Genomic DNA, 22,436 nt, shown 5'->3' with positions numbered 1-22,436 from the left:
CAACAATAAAATGTATCGAGGACAGAAGATGATGGGTAAAGGTTGGTTAAAATACGCGGCTGCGATGTCGGTGCTGTCGGTGCTCTGTTCAGCGGCCTATGCCGCTGATATTAAAACTATCGCCATAGTCACCCCCGAACCCGGCACTGATTTCGGCTGGAACCAACAGGGCATCAGCGCCGCCAGGGCGGCCGGTACCAAAGAAGGCGTCAAAGTCATGGTGGCGGAGAACCTCGGCTACGGCGATATCCGCCCCACGCTGCGCGACCTGACGGAAGATGGGGCGCAGCTTATCATCGCCCACGCCAGCGGTTATAACCAGTCAGGGCCGGAAATCGGCGCGCAGGCCAATGTGCCGGTGGCCATCACCGACAGCCCGTCGTCGTTAAAAGCCGGCAAAGTGGCCGATTATACGGTAAGCGGCCAGGAGGGGGCCTACCTGGCCGGCGCGCTGGCGGCGAAAATGACGCGCAGCGGCACCATCGGCATCGTGGTTTCCGGCGAGCCGCCGGCCTGGAACGCGCAGTCCTCGGCTTTTATCCGCGGCGCCAGGGCGGCCAGGAGCGATATTAAAATCCGTTACGCGGTGATCGGCCCGGCGGCGTACAGCGATGCCGCGGGCGGTAAACGCGTGGCGGCCTCCGTTATCGCCGCCGGCGCGGATATTATCTTCGGCCAGGGCAACGGCTCGAGCTTCGGCATGCTGCAGGCGGTGGAAACCACCCCGGCGCCGGACGGCGGCAAAGTCTATTTTATCGACGTCATCGGCGACAAATCCCCCATTGATAAAGGCAACCTGCTCAGTTCCGTCCTGTGGAACCTGACGCCGGTCTACACCGCCATGATCGAGGATCTCAAGCAGGATAAATTCGGCTCCCACAACTACAAGACTTCGCTGGCGGACGGCTCGATCAGTCTGCTGAAAACCGCCCATATCCCGGACGATATCTGGCAGAGCGTCAACGCGGTGCGCGACGACATCATCAGCGGTAAAATCACCGTGCCGGCGGATTACGACGCTAAATCGCTGCACGACCTGCTGGCCGCCGGCGGTAAATAGTCCGGCGGCAAACGCCCCGGCCGGGGCGCGCCCGTCGCGCTCCGCTTAACGTTATCGAGATCATGATGAGCCAGAATCTGCCTTCATCGGCCTGCCCGGTCGTGACCGTCTGCCAGGTCACCAAGCGGTATCCCGGCATTATCGCCAATGACCAGGTTGACCTGGCGCTGTGGCCCGGCGAGGTTCATGTGCTGCTGGGGGAAAACGGCGCCGGGAAATCCACCCTGGTCGCCATGCTTTCCGGGCTGCAGCAACCTGACGAGGGGCATATCGCGGTGGGGGGCCGGGTCGAATCGCTGTCCTCCCCCCGTCGCGCCCGCGCGCTGGGCATCGGCACCGTGTTCCAGCATGCCATGATGGTGCCGGCATTAAGCGTGGTGGATAATATCGCCCTCGGCGATCCCTGGTGGCGGCGTCCCGCGCGCCGCCATTATGCGGATCGGGTTAATGCCATCGCCCGGGATATCGGCGTCAGGGTCAACCCGTTCGCCCTGGCGGGATCGCTCTCGCTCGGTGAGCTGCAGCAGGCGGAAATCGTTCGTACCCTGCTACGCGGCAGCCGTGTACTGATCCTTGACGAAGCCACCGCCATGCTGACGCCCGACAACGCGCATGAACTGGGGCGGTTGATGCGCCGGCTGGTGGCGCAGGGCCTGGCGGTGGTCTTCATCACCCATAAGCTTAACGAGGCGCTGGCCTGGGGCGATCGCATCTCGGTGCTGCGCCGCGGCCGTAAAGCCGGCGAGATAGGGCCTGAACGGCTCAAATCCCTTACCGCCCCGCAGACGACCCAGGAAGTGGTCGAAATGATGTTCGGCATTCCCGGCCAGGCCGCCGCGACGCCCGCGGCAGCCGCGGCGCCGGCGCCGAAAACAGCCGGTAAGCCGGTGCTTGAGGCGCAGGGGTTGGCGGTAGAGGATCCGCTGGTGCCGGTCGCCGGCATCGATTTGATGGTTCGCGCCGGTGAAATCGTCGGCATCGCCGGCATCGACGGCAACGGGCAAAAACAGCTGGCCGAGGCGCTGGCTGGCCAGCGCCCGCTGGCCGGCGGGCAAATCTGCCTGGACGGCGAGCGGATAGACCATGAAAACATCGGCCAGCGGCGCCGGCGCGGTCTGCGCTACGTCACCGACGACAGGCTGGGCGAAGGTACCGTCGCCACCTTTCCGGTCTCGATTAACCTGCTGCTCAAGCAGATAGGCGACACGCCCTTCTGGCGGCGGGGCATCGTGCAGCCGGCGGCTATTGCACGGCACGCGCTCAGGCAAATCCTGGAATACGATATCCGTACCCCGGCGGTCGATACGCCGGTTGGCAAGCTGTCCGGCGGCAATATCCAAAAGACGCTGCTGGCGCGCGAACTTAGCGGCCAGGCCCGGGTGGTCATCTTCGCCAAGCCGACCCATGGGCTCGACCTGCAAAACACGCAATCGATCCGCGGGAGGATACGCCGCGCGGCCGGTGCGGGCATGGCGGTATTGCTGATATCAACGGATTTGGAGGAACTGCTGGAACTGGCGGACCGGATCGCGGTGATGGCGCAGGGCGGAATAATCGGCATGGTGGAGAATAATCCGGCGGCCCGGGGCCGCATCGGCGAGCTGATGAGCGGAGCCATGACATGAGCGGTCGCTCCGGTCCTGCCTGGGGGCGACGGCTGTCGCCGGCCCGGCTTAAATCCGCCCTGGCACGCGCCGGGCTGTCCGTGGCGCCGGTGGTTATCGCCCTGGTGATCACCGGCGCCCTGTTGCGGATCATGGGGGTCAATCCCCTGGATTATTACGGTTTTATTCTGCAAAAGGGGCTGATGACGCCCTCGGGCCTGCAGGCGACGCTGACCCGCATGGGGCCGCTGTTGCTTATTGCCGCCAGTTTGATGGTGGCGTTTCGCGCCGGTCTGTGGAACCTGGGCGGCGACGGCCAGTTTTTACTGGGCGCGGTTATCGCCTCGGCGGTGGCGGCCCCGCTGAATCAGCTCGGGGCGCCGTCGTGGCTGACGCTACTGGCGGCAATGGCGGCCGGTACGTTGATGGGCGGCGCATGGGCGATTCTGCCGGCCATCTTAAAGGCCTGGCAGCATATTAACGAAATCATTACCACGATGATGATGTCCTTTTTAGGCATTTCGCTGGCCAATGTGCTGGTCAAGCTGGTGTTCGCCGATCCCGCCACCACCGTGCCGGAAACCCGTACCCTTCCTTATGCGCAGCGGCTGCCGCCGCTGTTCGGCACCCATACCTCAAGCGGATTGCTGATTGGCCTGTTTGCCGTGATCGCGGTGCATTGGCTCATGAACCGCACCGCCTTCGGGCTGCGGTTGCGCACCGTCGGCGCCAATCCGCGCGCGGCGCTCCATGCCGGCCTGCCGGTCGGGACGCTGACCATCGCGGTACTCGCCCTGTCCGCCGCGCTGGCGGGCCTGGCCGGCGCGGTGGAGGTTATCGGCATCGAAGGCAACGTGCGCGCCGACTGGAACCCGGCCTATAGCCTGCTGGTGGTGCCGCTGGTGTTTCTGGCCCGCTTCAACGGGTTCGCCACCATCGCCTTTGTCTTTATTTTTTCGGTGCTGTCCATCGGCAGCGAAAGCGCGGCCCGGCGGATGGGCGTTCCCAACCATTTTACCCTGGTCACGGTAGCCGTGCTGCTTATCGTGCTCGGCCTGACGGAAATGGTCGCGCAGCGGCGGCGCGGCCGTGCCGGCGGGCAATGAGGCAAATCATATGGATTTACTGACGCAAGGTTTTCTCTCGTCCCTGCTGCTGGGGGCGATTATCGCCGGCGTACCGTTGTTGTTGACCGGCCTGGGCGAACAGTTATCGGAAAAGGCCGGCGTTTTGAATATCGGACTGGAGGGCATGATGCTCACCGGCGCCTACCTGGGTTTTTATACCGCCTGGCAGACCCAGTCCATGGGCCTGGGGCTATTGGGCGGCGCTGCCGGCGGCATACTCATCGCCCTGCTGATGGCCGTGCTGTGCGTCTGGCTGCGCCTTAACCAGATCGTCATCGGCATCGCGCTGACGCTCGGCGCCCAGGGCGCCACCGCGTTGTTGCACTACCTGCAATTCAGCCGCACCTACCCCCGCCTGGGCGGAATCGACAGCGTGGCGCTGCCGCTGCTGTCCGGCATACCCTTTATCGGGCGCATCTTGTTCAACCAGCCGCTGGTTGTCTATCTGGCGGTGGGGTGCGTGGCGCTGTTTGCCGCGGTCTATCGCCATACTAACCTCGGCCTGTATCTGCAGGCCGCCGGCGACAAGCCCGCCGCCCTCGACGCCGCCGGGGTAAGCGTTTTGTGGACACGCACGCTGGCGGTACTGGTGACGGGCGCGCTGGCGGGGCTTGGCGGCGCCTTTATGTCGCAGGTCGGCGCCGGTATTTTTGTGCCCTTCATGACCCAGGGCAACGGCTTTATCGGCATTGTGCTGGCGATGCTGGCGCGCGGCAGGCCGCTGTGGGTACTGGGGGGAGCATTGCTGTTCGGCGCCTGCCTGTCGTTGACCACCGCCCTGCAAGTGCTGGGGGTGGATATGCCCACCGATGTGATCCAGATGCTGCCGTTTATGGCGGTGATGGTGGTGCTGGTCGCATTCGGCCGGCGCGCCAGCTTGCCCGACGCCCTGGGTACGGCCTATATCCGGGGTGAACGCTAAGGACGGTTATTTGCGCTTCAGCGGCTTGATAAGCCCCTCAAGCCCCTCGATTTTAATGGCGAGCGTAATCGACATCAGTTCCCCCAGCCGGCCCTGGGGGAATTCACCTTTACGGGCAAACCACAGCAGATAAGGCTCGGGCAGATCGATAAGCGCCCGCCCCTGGTATTTGCCGAACGGCATTTCGGTATTGGCGATGGCCACCAGATCTTCTTTCTCCATGATTTACTCCTCTTGGGCCGGGATCGGTGTCACTCGCCCAGCAGGCGCATCATTTCCGCCTCATCTATTACCGGAATATTGAGCTGCTGCGCCTTGGTCAGCTTGGAGCCGGCCGCCTCGCCCGCAATCACCAGATTGGTCTTGGCCGACACGCTGCCGCTGACCTTGGCGCCCAGGGCCACCAGGCGATCCTTGGCCTCGTCGCGGGAAAGCCCGGTTAACGAGCCGGTCAGCACGATGGTCTTGCCGGCGAACGGGTTGTTGTCTTCGGCGGGCGCCGCCGCCGGCTCCGGCCAGTGGATACCGATGGCGGGACTGACCAGCTCGGCGATGACATCCAGGTTGTGCTGCTCGTCAAAAAAGTTGCGCACATGGGCGGCCACCACTTTACCAATATCCTGCACGCTCACCAGCGCGTCAATATCGGCGGCGTACAGCGCATCCAGGGTTTTGAATTCCGCCGCCAGGTTGGCGGCGGTGGCCTCCCCCACTTCGCGAATGCCCAGGGCATACAGAAAACGGGCAAACGTGGTTTGTTTGGCGGTCTCCAGGGCCGCCAGCAGATTTTGCGCCGACTTCGGCCCCATGCGATCAAGACGGGCCAGGATGTCTTTATTCAGGCGGAACAGATCGGCGGGCGTCTTGACCAGCTCGCGCTCGACCAGCTGATCGATGATTTTATCGCCCATGCCGTCCACATCCAGCGCCCGGCGCGACACAAAATGCTTCAGCGCCTCTTTGCGCTGGGCGCCGCAGACCAGGCCGGCGGTACAGCGTACCACGGCTTCGCCTTCCACCCGCTCGACGTCGGAGCCGCACACCGGGCAATGGGTGGGAAAGACGATCGGCCGGGCATCGCCGGGGCGTCGCTCCAGCACCACACCCACCACCTGGGGGATAACGTCGCCGGCGCGGCGGATAATCACCGTATCGCCGATTTTCAGCCCCAGGCGCTCGATTTCATCGGCATTGTGCAAGGTGGCGTTGCTGACCATGGCGCCCGACACCAGCACCGGCTCCAGACGCGCCACCGGCGTTACCGCCCCGGTACGGCCCACCTGGAACTCGACGTCCCGCACCCGCGTCATCTGCTCCTGCGCCGGAAATTTATAGGCGATGGCCCAGCGCGGCGCGCGGGCGACAAAACCCAGCCGCTGCTGCAGCGCCAGGGAATCGACCTTGATCACCACGCCGTCGATATCAAAGCCCAGGCTGGCGCGCTGTTCCTGGACATGGCGATAGAATTCCAGCACCTGTTCGGCGCCGGTACACAACCTAATACGGTTGCTGACCGGCACGCCCCAGGATTTAAACAGCTGCAAGCGTTGCCAATGGCTGGCGGGCAGCTCGCCGCCTTCCAGCAGGCCGACGCCGTAAGCGAAAAAGGTCAGCGGCCGTTTGGCGGTGATGGCCGGATCCAATTGACGCAGCGAGCCGGCGGCGGCGTTGCGCGGATTGGCGAACACTTTGCCGCCCTCGCGTTTGGCGTCGTCGTTCAGCCGCTGGAAACCGGCCTCGGACATAAACACTTCGCCGCGGATTTCCAGCCGTTGGGGAAGGGGTCCGTCGCCGTCCTGTAACCGCAGGGGGATGGTGCGGATGGTGCGCACGTTGGCGGTGATGTCTTCGCCGGTGGTGCCGTCGCCGCGGGTGGCGGCGCGTACCAGCCGGCCGTCTTCATACAGCAGGCTGACCGCCAGGCCGTCGAGCTTCAGCTCGCAGCAGAACACCAGGTCGTCGTCGCTTCTCAGGCGATCGCGCACCCGCTTGTCAAACGCCAGAAAACCGTCTTCGTCAAACACGTTATCCAGCGACAGCATCGGCACTTCATGGCGAATCTGGTGAAAGACGGTCAGCGGCGCGCCGCCGACGCGCTGGGTGGGGGAATCCGCGGTAAGCAGTTCAGGATGCTGCGCTTCCAGCTCGCGCAGCTGCGCCATCAGCCGATCGTATTCGGCATCCGGCACCTGCGGCTCATCCATCACATGATAAAAATATTCATAACGGCGCAGCAGGGCGCGCAGGGCGTCTATTTGTTGATTGATTGGTTCCATTGCTCACCATCAGCGAAAAACCCCCCGCAAGCGGGGGGCGTGAAAATCAGGCGCAACAGCCGTTGGCGTCAGGCGCTGGCGTTAACATCAAGCACGTCGCGAATGCGCGCCTTGTAGATATCCAGCTTCTGGGGCGTTAACATCCGGCGTTCATCATCCAGCACCACGCCGCCGCAATCGTCTGCGATACGCTGCGCCGATTGCAGCATCAGTTTGAAATTCTGATGCGCGTCGCCATAGGAGGGTACCATCATAAACATGGAGACGCCCGGGGTGGTGAAGGCCGCCATTTCCTCGGGATCAAAGGATCCGGGTTTGACCATGTTCGCCAGGCTGAACAGCACCGGGCCGCTGCCCGCGGGATTCAGGTGACGATGGAAGATATTCATTTCGCCAAACTGGAAGCCGGCCTGCAGCACGCTTTGCAGCAGTTCCTCGCCACCGATGACGGTGCCGTTGTGGGCCGCGACGTGCAGGACCAGTACAGTCTCCCGGCGCTTGGCCGGCTGGGGGTCGGCGTCCCTTGGCGCGTCGCCGCGCGTTTCCTCACGGGGGCGGGACGGCGCGGGAGCCGCGGGCGGCTCGTCCGGCAGCACGGCCTGCTGGCGTTTTTTGAAAAATGAGGTCTTCATCCGCGGCGCCGGAGCGGGCGGCGCGAGCTCGTCTTCCGCTTCTTCCGCCTCGCTGTCGGCGTCGACATCATCGAGCAGGGGATCGAAGTTATTGCGCCCCGGGGTTGCGGACTTATTGCCGAAACCCGGTTCCTGCTGCGAACGCGGTCCACGCGCATGTCCTCCCGGGACGCGAATCTCGGGTTCCTGCGTGTCATAGCGCCCAAACGCGGGCTCGTCGTCGGCACGGACCTTGGTTACCCTGACTTCGCCCACACCTTCATCACGCTCTTCCAGCGGAGGCTCGTCCTGATCCTGTCGGTCTTGTTTCAGTCGTTTAACCGGGCGATCGCGGAAAACCGATGAGCGTTCTTTACGGCTGGTCCACAGGCCGTGCAAGAGCAACGCTATGATAGCGATCGCACCAACAACGATTAATATCAGACGCAAATCCTGCATCATTGCCATCTCAGTTGTTCTAATTCATTGCCACGGCGGCAAACATTTACTCTGTTAACTCTATTTGCCTGCGTAGACAAGTGCAAGTCCGCGCGGTACTTTCTGACAATAAAGATAGCATCAGCACAGTTTTTTGCTGTTTTTTCAACCAAAAGTGCTAAAACGACAAAATACTGACGTAGCCGATGCGTCCGTTTTCCTTTTTCTCCGTATAAAAAATGGTCGAAAAAAATGTTTAACGATACAAAATCCCGCAGCGGTTGCCATTATTTTGTCCGCGGCTGGCATTTAATCATGCTGCCGGGCATCAAACGCTACGTTGTACTGCCGCTTATCATGAATATCGTGCTGCTCGGCGGCGCGTTCTGGTGGCTGTACACACGTCTGAATATCTGGATCCCCAGGCTGATGGAACATATCCCCGCCTGGATGCAATGGCTGGGCTATTTGTTATGGCCGCTGTGCGTCCTGGCGGTGCTGCTGATATTCAGCTATTTTTTCAGCACCGTCGCCAACTGGATTGCCGCGCCGTTCTGCGGTTTGCTCGCCGAACAGCTGGAAGCGCGTCTCACCGGTCATACCCTGCCCGACAGCGGGGTCATGGCCATGGTCCGGGATACGCCGCGCATCCTGCACCGCGAATGGCTTAAACTGGCGTACTACTTGCCGCGGGCTCTGGCGCTGCTGCTGTTGCACCTGATACCGGCCTTCGGCCAGACCGTGGCGCCGGTGCTGTGGTTTTTGTTCGGCGCCTGGATGATGGCCATCCAGTACAGCGATTATCCCTTCGATAATCACAAAGTGCCTTTTATCGCCATGCGCCGCGCATTGGCGCGACACAAAGCCCAGAACCTGCAGTTCGGTGCCCTGGTCTATATTTGTACCGTAATCCCCTTGCTTAATCTGGTGATTATGCCGGTGGCGGTATGCGGCGCCACGGCGATGTGGGTCGACAGGTATCGTACCGATTTCGCGGCGCCGGTGCCTATGAGGTAATGGCCCGCCCCCCGGCGGTACGTTCTTAAAACTTATGTCTTAATAACATATCGATATACTATTCTTTTACTTCCGTCGGCCATGCGAAAGGGTATGCTTTGGTTATCATTCCCCTAATTTGCACTTACAGTAAAGGACCGGCCATGAGCAATATTTACGAAGACAATTCCTACACCATCGGCCATACGCCCCTTGTCCGCTTAAACCGCATCGGCAATGGTCGTATTCTGGCGAAAGTGGAATCCCGTAATCCGAGCTTCAGCGTGAAATGCCGCATCGGCGCCAATATGATTTGGGACGCGGAAAAACGCGGCGTGCTCAAACCCGGCGTTGAACTGGTGGAACCCACCAGCGGCAACACCGGCATCGCCCTGGCCTATGTCGCGGCGGCGCGGGGCTACAAGCTGACCCTGACCATGCCGGAAACCATGAGCACCGAACGCCGTAAGCTGCTCAAGGCGTTGGGCGCCAGCCTGGTGCTCACCGAAGGGCCGAAAGGCATGAAGGGCGCCATCGCCAAGGCGGAAGAGATCGTGGCCACCGATCCCAAGCGTTACCTGATGCTGCAACAGTTCAGCAATCCGGCCAACCCGGCCATCCATGAACAGACCACCGGCCCGGAAATCTGGGAAGATACCGATGGCGATGTCGACGTCTTCATCGCCGGCGTCGGCACCGGCGGCACCCTGACCGGGGTGAGCCGTTATCTGAAAAAGACCAAGGGAAAAGCGGTTATTTCGGTGGCGGTTGAACCCACGGACTCGCCGGTGATCACCCAGGCGCTGGCCGGTGAAGAAATCAAGCCCGGCCCACATAAAATTCAGGGCATCGGCGCCGGTTTTATCCCGGAAAACCTGGATTTGAGCCTGATTGACCGCGTGGTGAAGATCACCAACGACGAGGCCATCGCCACCGCCCGCCGCCTGATGGAAGAAGAAGGCATTCTCGCCGGCATTTCCTCCGGCGCCGCGGTTGCCGCCGCGCTGAAATTACAGGAAGACGCGGCCTTCGCCGACAAGACCATTGTCGTGGTACTGCCCTCTTCCGGCGAGCGTTATCTCAGCACCGCGCTGTTTGCCGATGTGTTTACCGAAAAAGAGTTGCAGCAGTAAAATCCATCGTCGCTTATGTGCGCTTCTACCCCAAAAAGCACCCTGCCGGGTGCTTTTTTGTGGAGTAGATCAAATTTTTGCCCCCTGCATAATTGATTTTGTTGGCTCTGTCTTGTATTTAAGCAGACAATTATTTCGATGTATGAAATTAATCAGGCTATTAATTGTTCTGCTAGCTGAATCGATTAACGCCCTATGGATTTTGGCGCAAAAGCGGCATAATGGTAAATGGCACAACGGCGTATCACAGCTTTCATAAGCGTTAGCCAGAAATGCTTTTATACCGTTTTTTGCTCGCATACATCTTTGTCTTTGTAACATACTCAGGCACTAACCATATAGGCTAAAGTCCATGTTTTAAGCTAAACTTTAGCCCCACAACACTGATATCATCTAATAAGTTGGGGAAACATAATGTTCCAGCAAGAAGTCACGATTACCGCACCTAATGGTCTGCATACCCGCCCTGCCGCTCAGTTTGTCAAGGAAGCCAAAGGCTTCGTTTCCGATATCACCGTAAGCTCCAACGGTAAAAGCGCCAGCGCAAAAAGCCTGTTCAAACTGCAAACGCTGGGCCTGACCCAGGGTACCGTGGTCGCCATTATCGCCGAAGGGGAAGACGAGCAAAAAGCTGTGGAACATCTGGTTAAACTGATGGCAGAGCTTGAGTAATCCAGGCCCGTTTTTTTACGTTAACGCGAGTCACGAGTGAGTAAGGTAGGGTTATGATTTCAGGCATTTTAGCATCACCGGGCATCGCCTTTGGTAAAGCGCTCTTACTAAAGGAAGATGACATCGTCATCAACCGGAAAAAGATTTCTGCCAACCAGGTTGAGCAGGAAATCGAGCGTTTTCTGGCTGGACGTACCAAAGCATCCGCGCAGCTGGAAGCGATCAAAACCAAAGCTGGCGAAACCTTCGGTGAAGAAAAGGAAGCAATCTTCGAAGGCCATATCATGTTATTGGAAGACGAAGAGCTTGAGCAGGATATCATAGCCCTTATCAAAGAAGACCTGGCGACGGCGGACGCCGCCGTTTACAACGTTATCGAGACCCAGGCCAAGGCGCTGGAAGAGCTTGACGACGAATATCTGAAGGAACGCGCCACTGACGTGCGCGATATCGGCAAGCGGCTGCTGCGCAACATTCTCGGCATGCCCATCATCGATTTAAGCGCCATCGCCGAAGAAGTGGTGCTGGTGGCAACCGATCTGACGCCCTCAGAGACGGCGCAGCTCAATCTTGACAAGGTGCTGGGGTTTGTCACCGATCTGGGCGGGCGCACCTCCCATACGTCCATTATGGCCCGTTCCCTGGAACTGCCGGCCATCGTGGGCACCGGCAACGTCACTAAAAGCGTGGTTAATGGCGATTATCTGATTCTTGATGCCGTCAACAACCAGGTGTATGTCAATCCGACGCCGCAGCAAATCGAAGAACTCAAGGCGCTGCACAGCCAGTACGTGCTGGAAAAGACCGAGCTGGCCAAGCTGAAGGACCTGCCGGCCATTACCCTTGACGGCCATCAGGTCGAAGTGTGCGCCAATATCGGCACGGTGCGCGACGTCGCGGGCGCCGAGCGCAACGGCGCCGAAGGCGTGGGCCTGTATCGCACCGAGTTCCTGTTTATGGATCGCGACTCCCTGCCGACCGAGGAAGAACAGTTCCAGGCCTATAAAGCCGTGGCGGAATCCCTCAGCACCGGTTCCATTATCGTGCGCACCATGGATATCGGCGGCGATAAAGATTTGCCTTATATGAACCTGCCGAAAGAAGACAATCCGTTCCTGGGCTGGCGCGCCATCCGCATCGGCCTGGATCGCAAGGAAATGCTGCACGCGCAGCTGCGCGCCATTCTGCGGGCGTCGTCCTTCGGCAAGCTGCGCATCATGTACCCGATGATTATCTCGGTGGAAGAAGTGCGCGAACTGAAGGTGGAGCTGGACCTGCTGAAAGCCCAGTTGCGCGAGGAAGGGAAATCCTTCGACGAGTCTATCGAAGTGGGCGTGATGGTGGAAACACCGGCCGCCGCGACCATTGCCCATCATCTGGCGAAAGAAGTTGATTTCTTTAGTATTGGGACAAACGATTTAACTCAGTATACTCTGGCGGTGGATCGCGGTAACGAGTTAATTTCGCATCTCTACAACCCCATGTCACCGGCGGTGTTGACGCTGATTAAACAGGTTATTGACGCATCTCACGCGGAAGGTAAATGGACTGGTATGTGTGGCGAGCTGGCAGGTGATGAACGTGCTACACTACTGTTATTAGGGATGGGACTGGATGAATTCAGCATGAGTGCTATCTCTATCCCGCGCATCAAGAAAATTATTCGTAATACGAATTTTGGCGATGCAAAGGCGTTAGCAGAGGAAGCTTTAGCTCAACCGACCGCGGACGAGTTGATGAATCTGATAAACAAATTCATTGAAGAAAAAACGCTCTGCTGATTTCACGACGCTGACCCGCTATAAATGCTTAGGAGAAGATCATGGGTTTGTTCGATAAACTGAAATCTCTGGTTTCCGATGATAAGAAAGACATGGGAAGCATAGAAATAGTTGCACCCCTTTCAGGTGAAATTGTTAACATTGAAGATGTGCCTGATGTCGTTTTTGCCGAAAAGATCGTGGGCGACGGCATTGCCATTAAACCCAGCGGTAACAAAATGGTGGCACCGGTTGACGGCACCATTGGGAAAATTTTTGAAACCAACCATGCTTTTTCCATCGAATCCGATAGCGGGATCGAGCTTTTTGTCCATTTCGGCATCGATACCGTCGAGCTGAAGGGCGAGGGCTTTAAGCGTATCGCACAGGAAGGTCAGCGCGTCAAGAAAGGCGACGTCGTGATTGAGTTTGATCTGCCGTTATTGGAAGAGAAAGCCAAATCCACCTTGACTCCGGTCGTGATCTCCAATATGGATGAGATCAAGGAACTGATTAAGCTGACCGGCAGTGTTGTTGTAGGCGAAACACCCATTATTCGTATAAAGAAATAATACCAGGCAACCCAGTCCCAGCCAGGATGTGTTATCGTCCGGCGCAAACGGCACCCCAGCGGGTGCCGTTTCTCTTTGCTGAACCCGGTGTTGCCATGATTTGCCTTTAACACGTCTGTATTGCGACCGGTGATCATGGGGTCCGTCGCGCCATGGGACTGAGGTGGTCTGGCGATATTAGGTTCTGTGCAAGTGAATGTCGCCGCGATAAGGTTTATGTTGCCGTGGCGTGGGTTATGCCGCTGCGGTAAGGTTTATGTTGCCGTGGCGTGGGTTATGCCGCTGCGGTAAGGTTTATGTCGCTGCGGCGTGGGTTATGCCGCGGCGGTAAGGTTTATGTTGCCGTGGCGTGGGTTATGCCGCTGCGGTAAGGTTTATGTTGCCGTGGCGTGGGTTTCGCTTGCCGTGCGTGCGGTGGTTATATGCAATGCCGGGCGCCGGCAAGCGACAAGGAGGCCGTACCGCGACGGCCTCCTTGACCTCCGCGCGCCCGGCAGGTCGCGCGTCGCTGCGCGATGCCTTCCGCCGCCCATGTCCCCGTTATGCACCGGCCCGGTTAGCGCTCCCGGCGCAACCGGGCCTTTCGCCGCTCCCGGCGGCTCATGCCGGGGCCACTGGCGCCGTCAGCGCGCTTTATGCCGGTCCACATGTCGCTGTTCGCCTGCAGCCTATGAAGCGATCGCGACGCTGTTGCCTGGGATAGGGTCTGGCGTCGGCAGACGATTGACCGTTATAGATGCAGTTGGTAGAGCAAAAGACAGGTCATACAGGCATGCTCTTAGCAGTCATGCAGTCATGCAGTCATGCAGTCATGCAGTCATGCAGTTAGGCAGTTAGGCAGTTAGGCAGTTAGGCAGTAAAGTGTTTATCATTCAACTTTAAGCTTTAACAGTAAGCATTACACTTTCGGCCATCAGCGGGTAGACTCTGGGCCAAAATGGATGCTGATATTTTTCCCGGTAAGTGCATGCCGCAAGAAACCCAAAAACGCTATTTTACTCACAGGCGATGGTGTTGACGTGGTGCCGGCATAGAGTGCGCCGGCGGCGCGCATCACGGCTGGATGAGCCGCCGGGAGCGGCGAAAGCCCGGATTGCGCCGGGAGCGCATATCGGGCGGTCCAAAAGCCGGGATGGGTGATGCCGGGCACCGCGCAGCGGCGCACGATCTGCCGGACGCGCGGAGGTCAAGGAGGCCGTCGCGGTACGGCCTCTTTGTCGCTTGCCGGCGCCCGGCATTGCATATAACCACCGCACGCACGGCAAGCGAAACCCTCTCCGCGGCAACATAAATCTCACCCGCAAGCCCTCGCCGCGGCAACATAAACCTCACCCGCAAGCGTCAGCGAAACCCTCACTACGGCAACATAAACCTCACCCGCAAGCCTGTCGCGCAGTTGACTAAAAAACTGGCCCGACGCTACGCCATCTGCACCCTTAAACACGCGCAGGGTTCAGGCCCAGTGAGGAATACGGATACGGATGACCAGGCCGCCGCTGGCGCCGTTAAACGCTTCCACCTGCCCGCCGTGCGCCAGCACCGCCTTGCGGGCGATCGCCAGGCCCAGACCGTAGCCCTTGCCGTTCAAGGGCGAATTGACGCGCACGAAGGGATCGAAAATACTCGAGAGCTTGCTCTCCTCCACGCCCGGCCCCTGATCGGCAACGGTAATATCCAGTTGAGTCTCCACCCGGGACAGCGTCACGCTGACGCGTTGCCCGTGGGTGGAAAAACGCACGGCGTTGCGCACGATATTTTCCACCGCGCGCCGCATCATTTCCGCATTGCCTTTCACGGTATAGTCTTCCGGCTGGGCGGCGCTCAGCGCGATTTCCACCCCGGGCACCTGCGCCTCGTAGCGTGCGTCGTTGACCACCGCCTCCACCAGCCCGTACAGATCAAAATAGTCTTCGCCGGCAGACCCCTGGTGCTCGGCGCGGGTGAGCGCCAGCAGCTCGCCAATCATCCGGTCCAGACGGCCCGCCTCATGTTCGATGCGATCCAGGGATGCGGAAACATTATTCGGATTCTGGTGCGCCAGGCCGATGGCCAGCTGCAGGCGCGCCAGCGGCGAGCGCAGCTCATGGGAAACGTCATGCAGCAACGCCTCGCGATCGCTGACCAGCACCTGCAACCGTTCGGCCATGGCGTCGAAATCCTTGGCCACGTCGGTAATTTCGTCGTGGCGCCGACGCATCACCGGCAGCAGGCGCACGCTTAAATCGCCGCGGGATACCCGTTCAAACGCCCTGCGCAGCATCAGCATCGGCCGGGTCAGGTTCCAGGCCAGCAGCATGCTGAACAGCAGCCCGCCCGTCAGGCCCAGCCAGAACAACGGGCTTGGCATATGCAAAATGCTGCCGCGGCGTCCCTGGTGCGCGTCATGGCGCAGCCCGAGAAGATCGTAACTGAGCAGGTAATGCCGTCCGTCGGCGGCGGTAACCCGCCGGCTGATGATGTCGGGCGGTCCGAAGCGGGTGGTATCGTCCGCGACCGGATCGGCGACGTCGGCGACAAAGGAGAAGAACTGCCGATCGGTGCTCGTCCATGCCGCGCGCAGGGCCTCGAACGCCGGCGTCCCGCCGCTGGCCAGTACGGACGCGGCGGAGTCAAGCTGCAGGTTGGCGATACGGCGGGCGATATTTTCCTCGGGCGGCTCGTGATGGCTGCCGTAGAGGGAGAAAACCACCCAGAGCAGTTGGGTAATCAACAGGAAAATCAGCCAGAATCCCAGCAGTATCTTCCAGAACAAACGACCCCGGTTGGCCATTAGCGAATCCGGTAACCGATGCTGCGCACGGTTTCAATGCTCAGATTACTGCCGGGCAAAACGGATAATTTCTGGCGAATATTGCTGATATGGACATCGACGCTGCGATCGTAGGCCTCGCGGCGACGGCCCAATCCCTTTTCCGACAGGTCGTCCTTCGAAACCACGCGATCCGGCGTGCGCATCAGCAGTTCCAGTAAATTAAACTCCGAGGCGGTCAGGTCAAAGGCCACCCCCTGCCACTGGCTGGAGCGGGTAGCGGGATTGAGCGTCAGTTCGCCATAGCGTACCGCCCCCGATTCCGGCGGTTCACTGCGCTGCTCGTCAAACCGGCGCATCACGGCGCGCAGCCGCGCCACCAGTTCGCGTGGATAACAGGGTTTGGGCATATAGTCGTCGGCGCCCATTTCCAGCCCGATCACCCGGTCGATATTATCGCCTTTGGCGGTAAGCATGATAATCGGGATACGGCTGCTTTTGCGCACCTGGCGCAGCACATCGGTACCGCTCATATCCGGCAGCATGATATCCAGCACCATGGCGGTATAGTCGCCGGACAACGCGCCGATGACGCCTTCCTTTCCGGTCAGGGCCAACGACGTGGTAAATCCTTCAGCGGACAGGTATTCACTGAGCATCTTGCCCAGTTCCTGATCGTCGTCAACCAGCAAAATCTTCATGTTTTTCTCCATAACAGCGGCATCTCTCTTCATCAGGCCTAAGCATGGCATAAAACCGCGCCGGGCAGGCGAATTATCCCCTTATGCAGACCGCTAATCAGGTAAGTCGTTCAGACCGCGTCAAACACGCCGGTGGAAAGATATCGGTCGCCGCGATCGCAGATAATCGCCACGACCAGACTGCCAGGCGCCTCGCGGGCAATGCGCAGCGCGCCGGCCACCGCGCCGCCGGAGCTGACGCCGCAGAAAATGCCCTCCTCGCGCGCCAGCTGACGCATGGTATCCTCAGCTTCCCGCTGGTGGATATCCATGATCACATCAACCACCTCCGGGCGGAATATGCCTGGCAGATAGGCCTGCGGCCAGCGGCGTATGCCGGGGATAGCGCTGCCTTCGGCGGGCTGCAGCCCGATAACGCGCACGCCGCCGTTCTGGTTTTTCAGGTACTGGCCGACGCCGGTGATGGTGCCGGTGGTGCCCATGGCCGAGACAAAGTGGGTGATGCCGCCCGCGGTTTGCCGCCAGATTTCCGGGCCGGTGGTGGAAAAGTGGGCATAGGTATTATCAGGATTATTAAACTGGTCGAGCACCTTGCCCTCGCCTGAGCGCGCCATAGCCTGCGCCCGATCGCGCGCGCCTTCCATCCCCTCCTCCCGGCTCACCAGCACCAGCTCGGCGCCATAGGCACGCATCGCCGCCTGCCGCTCCATGCTCATGTTCTCCGGCATCAGCAGCCGCAGCCGGTAGCCCTTCATGGCGGCAATCATCGCCAGCGCAATGCCGGTATTGCCGCTGGTGGCTTCGATAAGCCTATCGCCCGGCGCGATTTCGCCACGCCGCTCCGCCTGGGCTATCATCGCCAGCGCCGCGCGATCCTTGACCGAGCCGGCCGGGTTATTGCCTTCCAGCTTAACCCGGATCTCGCTGCCGGTCCCCGCCCCCATACGGCTTAATGTTACCAACGGGGTATTGCCTATGCATTGTTCAAGGGTTGTCACGTCGCTATTCCAATAATAAAACAGGCGGCCACCGGGCCGCCTGTTGCGAGAAGGGGTAAGGTAAAGAACTTATCAAGCGCTTTCAGCGAAAGCAACGGGTTGCAACGCCTTATCGCCCACATACAGGCGGGCGTTCTGCGCCCCGAGGTAATACCGCTCGCCGCGCCGCGGCGGCGTCACGCCCGCGCCGGGCAATACCACGCTCAGGGGCTCCTGGTGCCAGCCGACGGGCTGGACCAGCAGTTGCCAATAATGCCCGCGCGGGCTGATATCAATGACCTGCACCGGCAGCGGACAACGATCGCTGGGCTGATCGGCGATCTCCATTTCCCAGGGACGCAGGAACAGATCCACGTGGCCCTGGTGGATGGGCGCATAGTACAGCGGCCAATGATACTGGCCGATATACAACTGCGACCCGCGGATTTCGCCATCCAGCCGGTTTACCTCGCCCATGAACTCCAGCACAAAACGGGTGGCCGGCTCGCGCCAGACGTCCTGCGGCGTGCCGACCTGCTCAATATTGCCCTGGCTCATCACCACCACGCGGTCGGCCACTTCCATGGCTTCTTCCTGGTCGTGGGTAACAAACACGCTGGTGAATTTCAGCTCTTCATGCAGCTGGCGCAGCCAGCGGCGCAGTTCTTTGCGCACCTGGGCATCCAGCGCGCCGAAAGGCTCGTCGAGCAGCAGGATTTCAGGTTCCACCGCCAGGGCGCGCGCCAGCGCCACCCGCTGTTTCTGTCCGCCGGAAAGCTGCGAGGGGAAGCGGTTGGCCAGGTGGCCAAGCTGCACCATCTCCAGCAGTTGCGCCACCTTCTGCTTGATGGCGGCGGCGGAGGGACGCGCGCGCCTGGGCAATACCGTCAGGCCGAAGGCGATATTGTCGGCCACGGTCATATGGCGAAACAGCGCATAGTGCTGGAACACGAAACCGACATGGCGATCGCGCGCATGACGCTGGCTGACATCCTGCCCGCCAAAACGCAGATGGCCGCTGTTATGGTGTTCAAGACCGGCGATAATGCGCAGCAGGGTGGTCTTGCCGGAACCGGACGGCCCCAGTAGCGCCACCATCTCGCCGGTGGGAATATCAAGGGAGATATTGTTCAGCACCTTGGTGCTGTCGAAATATTTGCTGATATTGTCGATTTCGATACTCATCACTGCTCCCCCTGCCGAAGATGCGCCTGCTGGCGCGCCAGGCGCCACTGCAAACCGCTCTTCAGGAATAATGTAACGATAGCCATCAGCGTCAGCAGCGCGGCGGCGGTAAAGGCGCCCACGGTGTTGTAATCCTGATGCAACAATTCAACCTGCAACGGTAAGGTATAGGTCTCGCCGCGAATCGAGCCGGAAACCACCGACACCGCGCCGAATTCGCCGATGGTGCGCGCATTGGTGAGGATGACGCCGTACAATAACGCCCAGCGGATATTGGGCAACGTCACCCGGCGGAACATCTGCCAGCCGGAGGCGCCAAGCAAAATCGCCGCCTCATCCTCGTCGCTGCCCTGGCTTAGCATCACCGGCACCAGCTCGCGCACCACGAACGGACACGTGACAAACACCGTGACCAGCACCATGCCCGGCCAGGCAAACATCAGCTGGATATTATGGGTGTCCAGCCAGCCGGCCAGCGGGCCGTTGGATCCGTAGAACAGCAGATACAGCAGGCCGGCCACTACCGGCGATACCGCAAACGGCACATCCATCAGCGTCAGCAGTAGCTGCCGGCCGCGGAAGTTAAACCGGGTTACCAGCCAGGCCATCAGCGTACCGAACACCACGTTGACCGGCACGGCGATCAGCGCCACCAGCACCGTCAGCCAGATGGCGTGCAGCATGTCCGAATCGTTCAGGTTGCGCCAAACCGGCGCCAGGCCATCCGCCAGCGCGGTGACGAAAATGTAACCCATCGGGATCACCAAAAACAGCAGTGAAATCACCATGCCGGTGCCGATTAACAGCCATTTCAGCCAGTCGGTGCGCACGCGTTCCGCGCCGTTAAAGGCGGAGATATCAGCCATCAGTGACCTCCCAGGCGCCTGCCGAAGCGCGATTGCAAGACGTTAATGGCGAACAGCAGCAGCAGCGACGCCGCCAGGATCACCGAGGCGATGGCGCTGGCGGCGGGATAATCGAACTCCTGCAGCCGGATGAAAATCATCAGCGAGGTGACCTCGGTTTTCCAGGCGATATTGCCGGCGATAAAAATCACCGCGCCGAACTCGCCCAGGCTGCGGGTAAACGACAGCGCGGCGCCGGCCAGCAGCGCCGGGGCCACCTCCGGCAATACCACCCGGCGAAACGACTGCCAGCGGCTGGCGCCCAGAGTTTGGGCCGCCTCCTCATATTCCGGGCCCAGTTCCTCAAGCACTGGCTGCACCGTGCGCACCACGAACGGAATGCTGGTAAAGGCCATCGCCACGGTAATGCCCAGCCAGGTATAGGATACCTTGATGCCGAAGTGCGCCAGCCAGGCGCCGTAGAAGCCGGTGGTGGAAAACAGCGTCGCCAGGGTCAGGCCCGCCACCGCCGTGGGCAGGGCAAAGGGTAAATCCATCAATCCGTCCAGCAGCCGGCGGCCGGGAAAATCATAGCGCGTCAGGATCCAGGCCATCAGCATGCCGAACGCGGCGTTAAACAGCGAGGCGACGCCCGCCGACAGCAGCGTGACCTTATAGGCCGCCAGCAGCTGCGGGCTGGTGATCACCTCCCAATACTGCTGCCAGCTCATCTGCGCGAGCTGCATCACCAGCGCGCTCAGCGGCAATAATAAAATCAGGCAGACAAACAGCAGACTGCTGCCCAGGCTCAAGCCGAAACCGGGCAGCACGCGTTTGCTTTGCAGGGCCAACATCAACGATGTCCCGCCGCGATTAATTTATCCAGCTCGCCGCCATTGCCGAAATGGGCGGTCATAACCTGCGGCCAGCCGCCGAACTGGTCCTCGACCCGAAACAGCGTGATTGCCGGAAATTTATCCTTCGCCGCCGTCATGATGGCGTCATTATTGACCCGGTAATAGAAGTTGGCGATGACCTGCTGCGCCGCCGGGCTGTAAAGGTAATTCAGGTAGGCTTTCGCCGCCTCGAGGGTGCCGTTTTTCTCGACGTTTTTATCCACCCAGGCTACCGGGAATTCCGCCAGGATATTCACCGCGGGCACGATAACCTCATAGTTGTCGGCGCCGTACTGGTTACGGATATTATTCACCTCCGATTCAAAGGAGATCAGCACGTCTCCCTGGCCCCGTTCGGCAAAGGTGGTGGTGGCGCCGCGGCCGCCGGTGTCGAAAACCTCGACATTGGCGATGAATTTCTGCATCCAGGCGCGGGTCTTCGCCTCGTCGCCGCCGTCCGCAAGGCTGGCGGCGCCCCAGGCGCCCAGATAGGTATAACGCCCGTTGCCGGAGGTTTTCGGGTTGGGGAACACCAGCTTCACGTCGTCGCGCACCAGATCGTTCCAGCCATGGATATTTTTGGGATTGCCCTTGCGCACCAGGAACGCCATGGTGGAATAAAACGGCGAGCTATTGTTGGGCAGCCGACTTTGCCAGTTCGCCGGGATTAAATCGCCGCGGTCGTGCAGGATCTGCACGTCGGTAACCTGGTTGTAGGTCACCACGTCCGCTTTCAGGCCCTGCAAAATCGCCAGCGCCTGTTTGGAGGAACCGGCGTGGGATTGTTTAATGGTCAGCGTGTCGCCGGGATGCTGCGTTTGCCACTGCTGCTCGAACGCCGGGTTCAGGGCCGCAAACAGCTCGCGCGACACATCATAGGAGCTGTTCAGCAATTCAGTCGAGTGCGCCGGACCGCAAGCCAGCAATACCGCCGCGATGCAACCTTTGACTGCACGGCTTGAAATCAGCGTTTGATTCATTCTTTACCTTTGGTTCATGCGTTATAAAACCTGCCTTATGGTGATACAGTTTATTTATAACAGCCCTATAACCTGTAACGGTTTTTTATACCTTTTTCTGCTTTAAGAGCATGAAAAGCTATAAGCACCCTCATGGTGCGTAAAACGCCGCCCGACGGCGGCCGTTAAGGCTAGGAACCAGGGTAAAAAAACGCCGGCTGCGGCGGTGAGCCGCACCGGCATCTCATGCGCGCCGCCGGCGGGAAACGGCTTAACCGGCGCTGTTGGCGTGCCAGACTATTTTGCTGACCCGCCAGCTTTTTAACGTGTCGTCCGCCGGCATCAGCTCATCCGGACCATGCCAGGTGCCGGAAAAAACATAGCTCACATGGCGGCTCTGCGGCGCGGCGCACACCACCTGATCCTCGCCTGCGCCGCGCGCGCAGGCGCCGAAGGCTTTGTCGTACAGACTGCTGAAGGGCGTGCCGATTTTTACGCCCCAGGCGCTGGCGATGTCGCTGTCCGTCACTTCCACGCGTTCAACCTTCCCCGCCTGCGGACCGTAAAACGTCATTTTTACCCGATCGTCTTTTAACGCCTGATAAAAGGCGACGATACCGCCGCTGCGCGTCTCCATGCCGCCGCGCAAACGATAATTGCCGTTCAGCGCCTTATCCAGCGCCTCATGTTCCAGCGGCGTGGCGGCGGTAACATTACCGACGCCGGTATCGCCGACAGTGGCGCTGCTGCCGAACCAGTTAAACGGCGACAGGCTGGACCAGGAGAAATTGGACAGGGTCGAACAGCCCGCCAACAAAATGGGAAGCCCGATAATCAACGGGCGCAACTGCTTCATGTAAACTCCTTAACAAAGATTCCGGCAAGCGTTTGCGGTATTGGATACCGCAAGCGACGTAAAGTGCCATTTATCGGATTTTTTGACAAACCCCGTT

20 protein-coding genes are annotated in these 22,436 nt (G+C 60.0%); 9 read left to right on the top strand and 11 right to left on the bottom strand.

Annotation, left to right across the window (positions count from 1 at the left end):
• Positions 1-28 precede the first annotated feature (28 nt).
• The 4 genes from ABUK12_RS23710 to ABUK12_RS23695 all read left to right on the top strand — a co-directional run bounded on the left by ABUK12_RS23710 (position 29) and on the right by ABUK12_RS23695 (position 4,713).
• Positions 29-1,060, top strand: coding sequence for a putative B6 ABC transporter substrate-binding protein (locus tag ABUK12_RS23710; protein ID WP_410014123.1), 1,032 nt, complete (start codon positions 29-31; stop codon positions 1,058-1,060).
• Between the two features lie 62 nt (positions 1,061-1,122).
• Positions 1,123-2,685, top strand: coding sequence for a putative B6 ABC transporter ATP-binding protein (locus ABUK12_RS23705; protein WP_410014122.1), 1,563 nt, complete (start codon positions 1,123-1,125; stop codon positions 2,683-2,685).
• Positions 2,682-3,770 carry a putative B6 ABC transporter permease subunit 2 gene (locus ABUK12_RS23700; RefSeq protein WP_410014121.1) on the top strand — a complete coding sequence of 363 codons (1,089 nt, stop codon included), beginning with the start codon at positions 2,682-2,684 and terminating at the stop codon, positions 3,768-3,770. The genes ABUK12_RS23705 and ABUK12_RS23700 overlap by 4 nt, the downstream gene beginning before the upstream one ends.
• Before the next feature lie 10 nt (positions 3,771-3,780).
• Positions 3,781-4,713: a putative B6 ABC transporter permease subunit 1 gene (locus tag ABUK12_RS23695; protein ID WP_410014120.1), complete on the top strand. Its 933-nt coding sequence runs from the start codon at positions 3,781-3,783 to the stop codon at positions 4,711-4,713.
• A gap of 6 nt (positions 4,714-4,719) precedes the next feature.
• Here ABUK12_RS23695 and ABUK12_RS23690 read toward each other — a convergent pair whose 3' ends face one another.
• The 3 genes from ABUK12_RS23690 to zipA form a co-directional block, all read right to left on the bottom strand.
• Positions 4,720-4,935: a DUF3820 family protein gene (locus tag ABUK12_RS23690; protein WP_410014119.1), complete on the bottom strand. Its 216-nt coding sequence runs from the start codon at positions 4,933-4,935 to the stop codon at positions 4,720-4,722.
• A gap of 29 nt (positions 4,936-4,964) precedes the next feature.
• Positions 4,965-6,989: an NAD-dependent DNA ligase LigA gene (gene ligA / locus ABUK12_RS23685; RefSeq protein WP_410014118.1), complete on the bottom strand. Its 2,025-nt coding sequence runs from the start codon at positions 6,987-6,989 to the stop codon at positions 4,965-4,967.
• Between the two features lie 68 nt (positions 6,990-7,057).
• Positions 7,058-8,062: a cell division protein ZipA gene (zipA, locus tag ABUK12_RS23680; protein WP_410014117.1), complete on the bottom strand. Its 1,005-nt coding sequence runs from the start codon at positions 8,060-8,062 to the stop codon at positions 7,058-7,060.
• Between the two features lie 228 nt (positions 8,063-8,290).
• Here zipA and cysZ point away from each other — a divergent pair, with 228 nt between their 5' ends.
• The 5 genes from cysZ (at position 8,291) to crr (ending at position 13,171) form a co-directional block, all read left to right on the top strand.
• Positions 8,291-9,055: a sulfate transporter CysZ gene (gene cysZ, locus ABUK12_RS23675; RefSeq protein WP_410014116.1), complete on the top strand. Its 765-nt coding sequence runs from the start codon at positions 8,291-8,293 to the stop codon at positions 9,053-9,055.
• A gap of 143 nt (positions 9,056-9,198) precedes the next feature.
• Positions 9,199-10,167: a cysteine synthase A gene (gene cysK, locus ABUK12_RS23670; protein WP_410014115.1), complete on the top strand. Its 969-nt coding sequence runs from the start codon at positions 9,199-9,201 to the stop codon at positions 10,165-10,167.
• Positions 10,168-10,581: 414 nt separating this feature from the next.
• Positions 10,582-10,839 (top strand): phosphocarrier protein Hpr, encoded by a 258-nt coding sequence (gene ptsH / locus ABUK12_RS23665; protein ID WP_162368145.1) that lies wholly within the window; start codon positions 10,582-10,584, stop codon positions 10,837-10,839.
• 53 nt (positions 10,840-10,892) lie between these two features.
• Positions 10,893-12,620 (top strand): phosphoenolpyruvate-protein phosphotransferase PtsI, encoded by a 1,728-nt coding sequence (gene ptsI, locus ABUK12_RS23660; RefSeq protein ID WP_410014114.1) that lies wholly within the window; start codon positions 10,893-10,895, stop codon positions 12,618-12,620.
• A gap of 41 nt (positions 12,621-12,661) precedes the next feature.
• The gene (crr, locus tag ABUK12_RS23655; protein WP_162368143.1) at positions 12,662-13,171 is read left to right on the top strand and encodes a PTS glucose transporter subunit IIA; all 510 of its coding nucleotides are present in this window, start codon (positions 12,662-12,664) and stop codon (positions 13,169-13,171) included.
• Positions 13,172-14,624: 1,453 nt separating this feature from the next.
• On the opposite strand, the gene ABUK12_RS23650 is transcribed toward crr, so the two are convergent.
• The 8 genes from ABUK12_RS23650 to ABUK12_RS23615 all read right to left on the bottom strand — a co-directional run bounded on the left by ABUK12_RS23650 (position 14,625) and on the right by ABUK12_RS23615 (position 22,339).
• Positions 14,625-15,941 carry an ATP-binding protein gene (locus ABUK12_RS23650; protein ID WP_410014113.1) on the bottom strand — a complete coding sequence of 439 codons (1,317 nt, stop codon included), beginning with the start codon at positions 15,939-15,941 and terminating at the stop codon, positions 14,625-14,627.
• Positions 15,941-16,621, bottom strand: a complete 681-nt coding sequence (locus ABUK12_RS23645; protein WP_410014112.1) for a response regulator transcription factor — start codon at positions 16,619-16,621, stop codon at positions 15,941-15,943. The genes ABUK12_RS23650 and ABUK12_RS23645 overlap by 1 nt, the downstream gene beginning before the upstream one ends.
• Before the next feature lie 110 nt (positions 16,622-16,731).
• Positions 16,732-17,619: a cysteine synthase CysM gene (cysM, locus tag ABUK12_RS23640; RefSeq protein ID WP_410014111.1), complete on the bottom strand. Its 888-nt coding sequence runs from the start codon at positions 17,617-17,619 to the stop codon at positions 16,732-16,734.
• Between the two features lie 72 nt (positions 17,620-17,691).
• Positions 17,692-18,783, bottom strand: a complete 1,092-nt coding sequence (cysA, locus tag ABUK12_RS23635) for a sulfate/thiosulfate ABC transporter ATP-binding protein CysA (RefSeq protein ID WP_410014110.1) — start codon at positions 18,781-18,783, stop codon at positions 17,692-17,694.
• Positions 18,783-19,649 carry a sulfate/thiosulfate ABC transporter permease CysW gene (gene cysW / locus ABUK12_RS23630; protein ID WP_410014109.1) on the bottom strand — a complete coding sequence of 289 codons (867 nt, stop codon included), beginning with the start codon at positions 19,647-19,649 and terminating at the stop codon, positions 18,783-18,785. Before cysW ends, cysA begins: the two co-directional genes overlap by 1 nt.
• A complete protein-coding gene (gene cysT / locus ABUK12_RS23625; RefSeq protein WP_410014108.1) occupies positions 19,649-20,482 on the bottom strand; it encodes a sulfate/thiosulfate ABC transporter permease CysT in 834 nt (277 codons plus the stop codon). Before cysT ends, cysW begins: the two co-directional genes overlap by 1 nt.
• A complete protein-coding gene (locus tag ABUK12_RS23620) occupies positions 20,482-21,504 on the bottom strand; it encodes a sulfate ABC transporter substrate-binding protein (RefSeq protein ID WP_410014107.1) in 1,023 nt (340 codons plus the stop codon). The genes cysT and ABUK12_RS23620 overlap by 1 nt, the downstream gene beginning before the upstream one ends.
• Positions 21,505-21,754: 250 nt before the next feature.
• Entirely contained in the window at positions 21,755-22,339 is a 585-nt protein-coding gene (locus ABUK12_RS23615) for an RpoE-regulated lipoprotein (protein WP_410014106.1), read from the bottom strand.
• Between the last annotated feature and the right edge of the window lie 97 nt (positions 22,340-22,436).

It is taken from the genome of Sodalis sp. C49 (assembly GCF_046352915.1).
In the GTDB taxonomy this organism is placed as follows: Bacteria; Pseudomonadota; Gammaproteobacteria; order Enterobacterales; family Enterobacteriaceae; genus Acerihabitans.
This window is presented reverse-complemented; position numbering and strand designations above follow the sequence as displayed.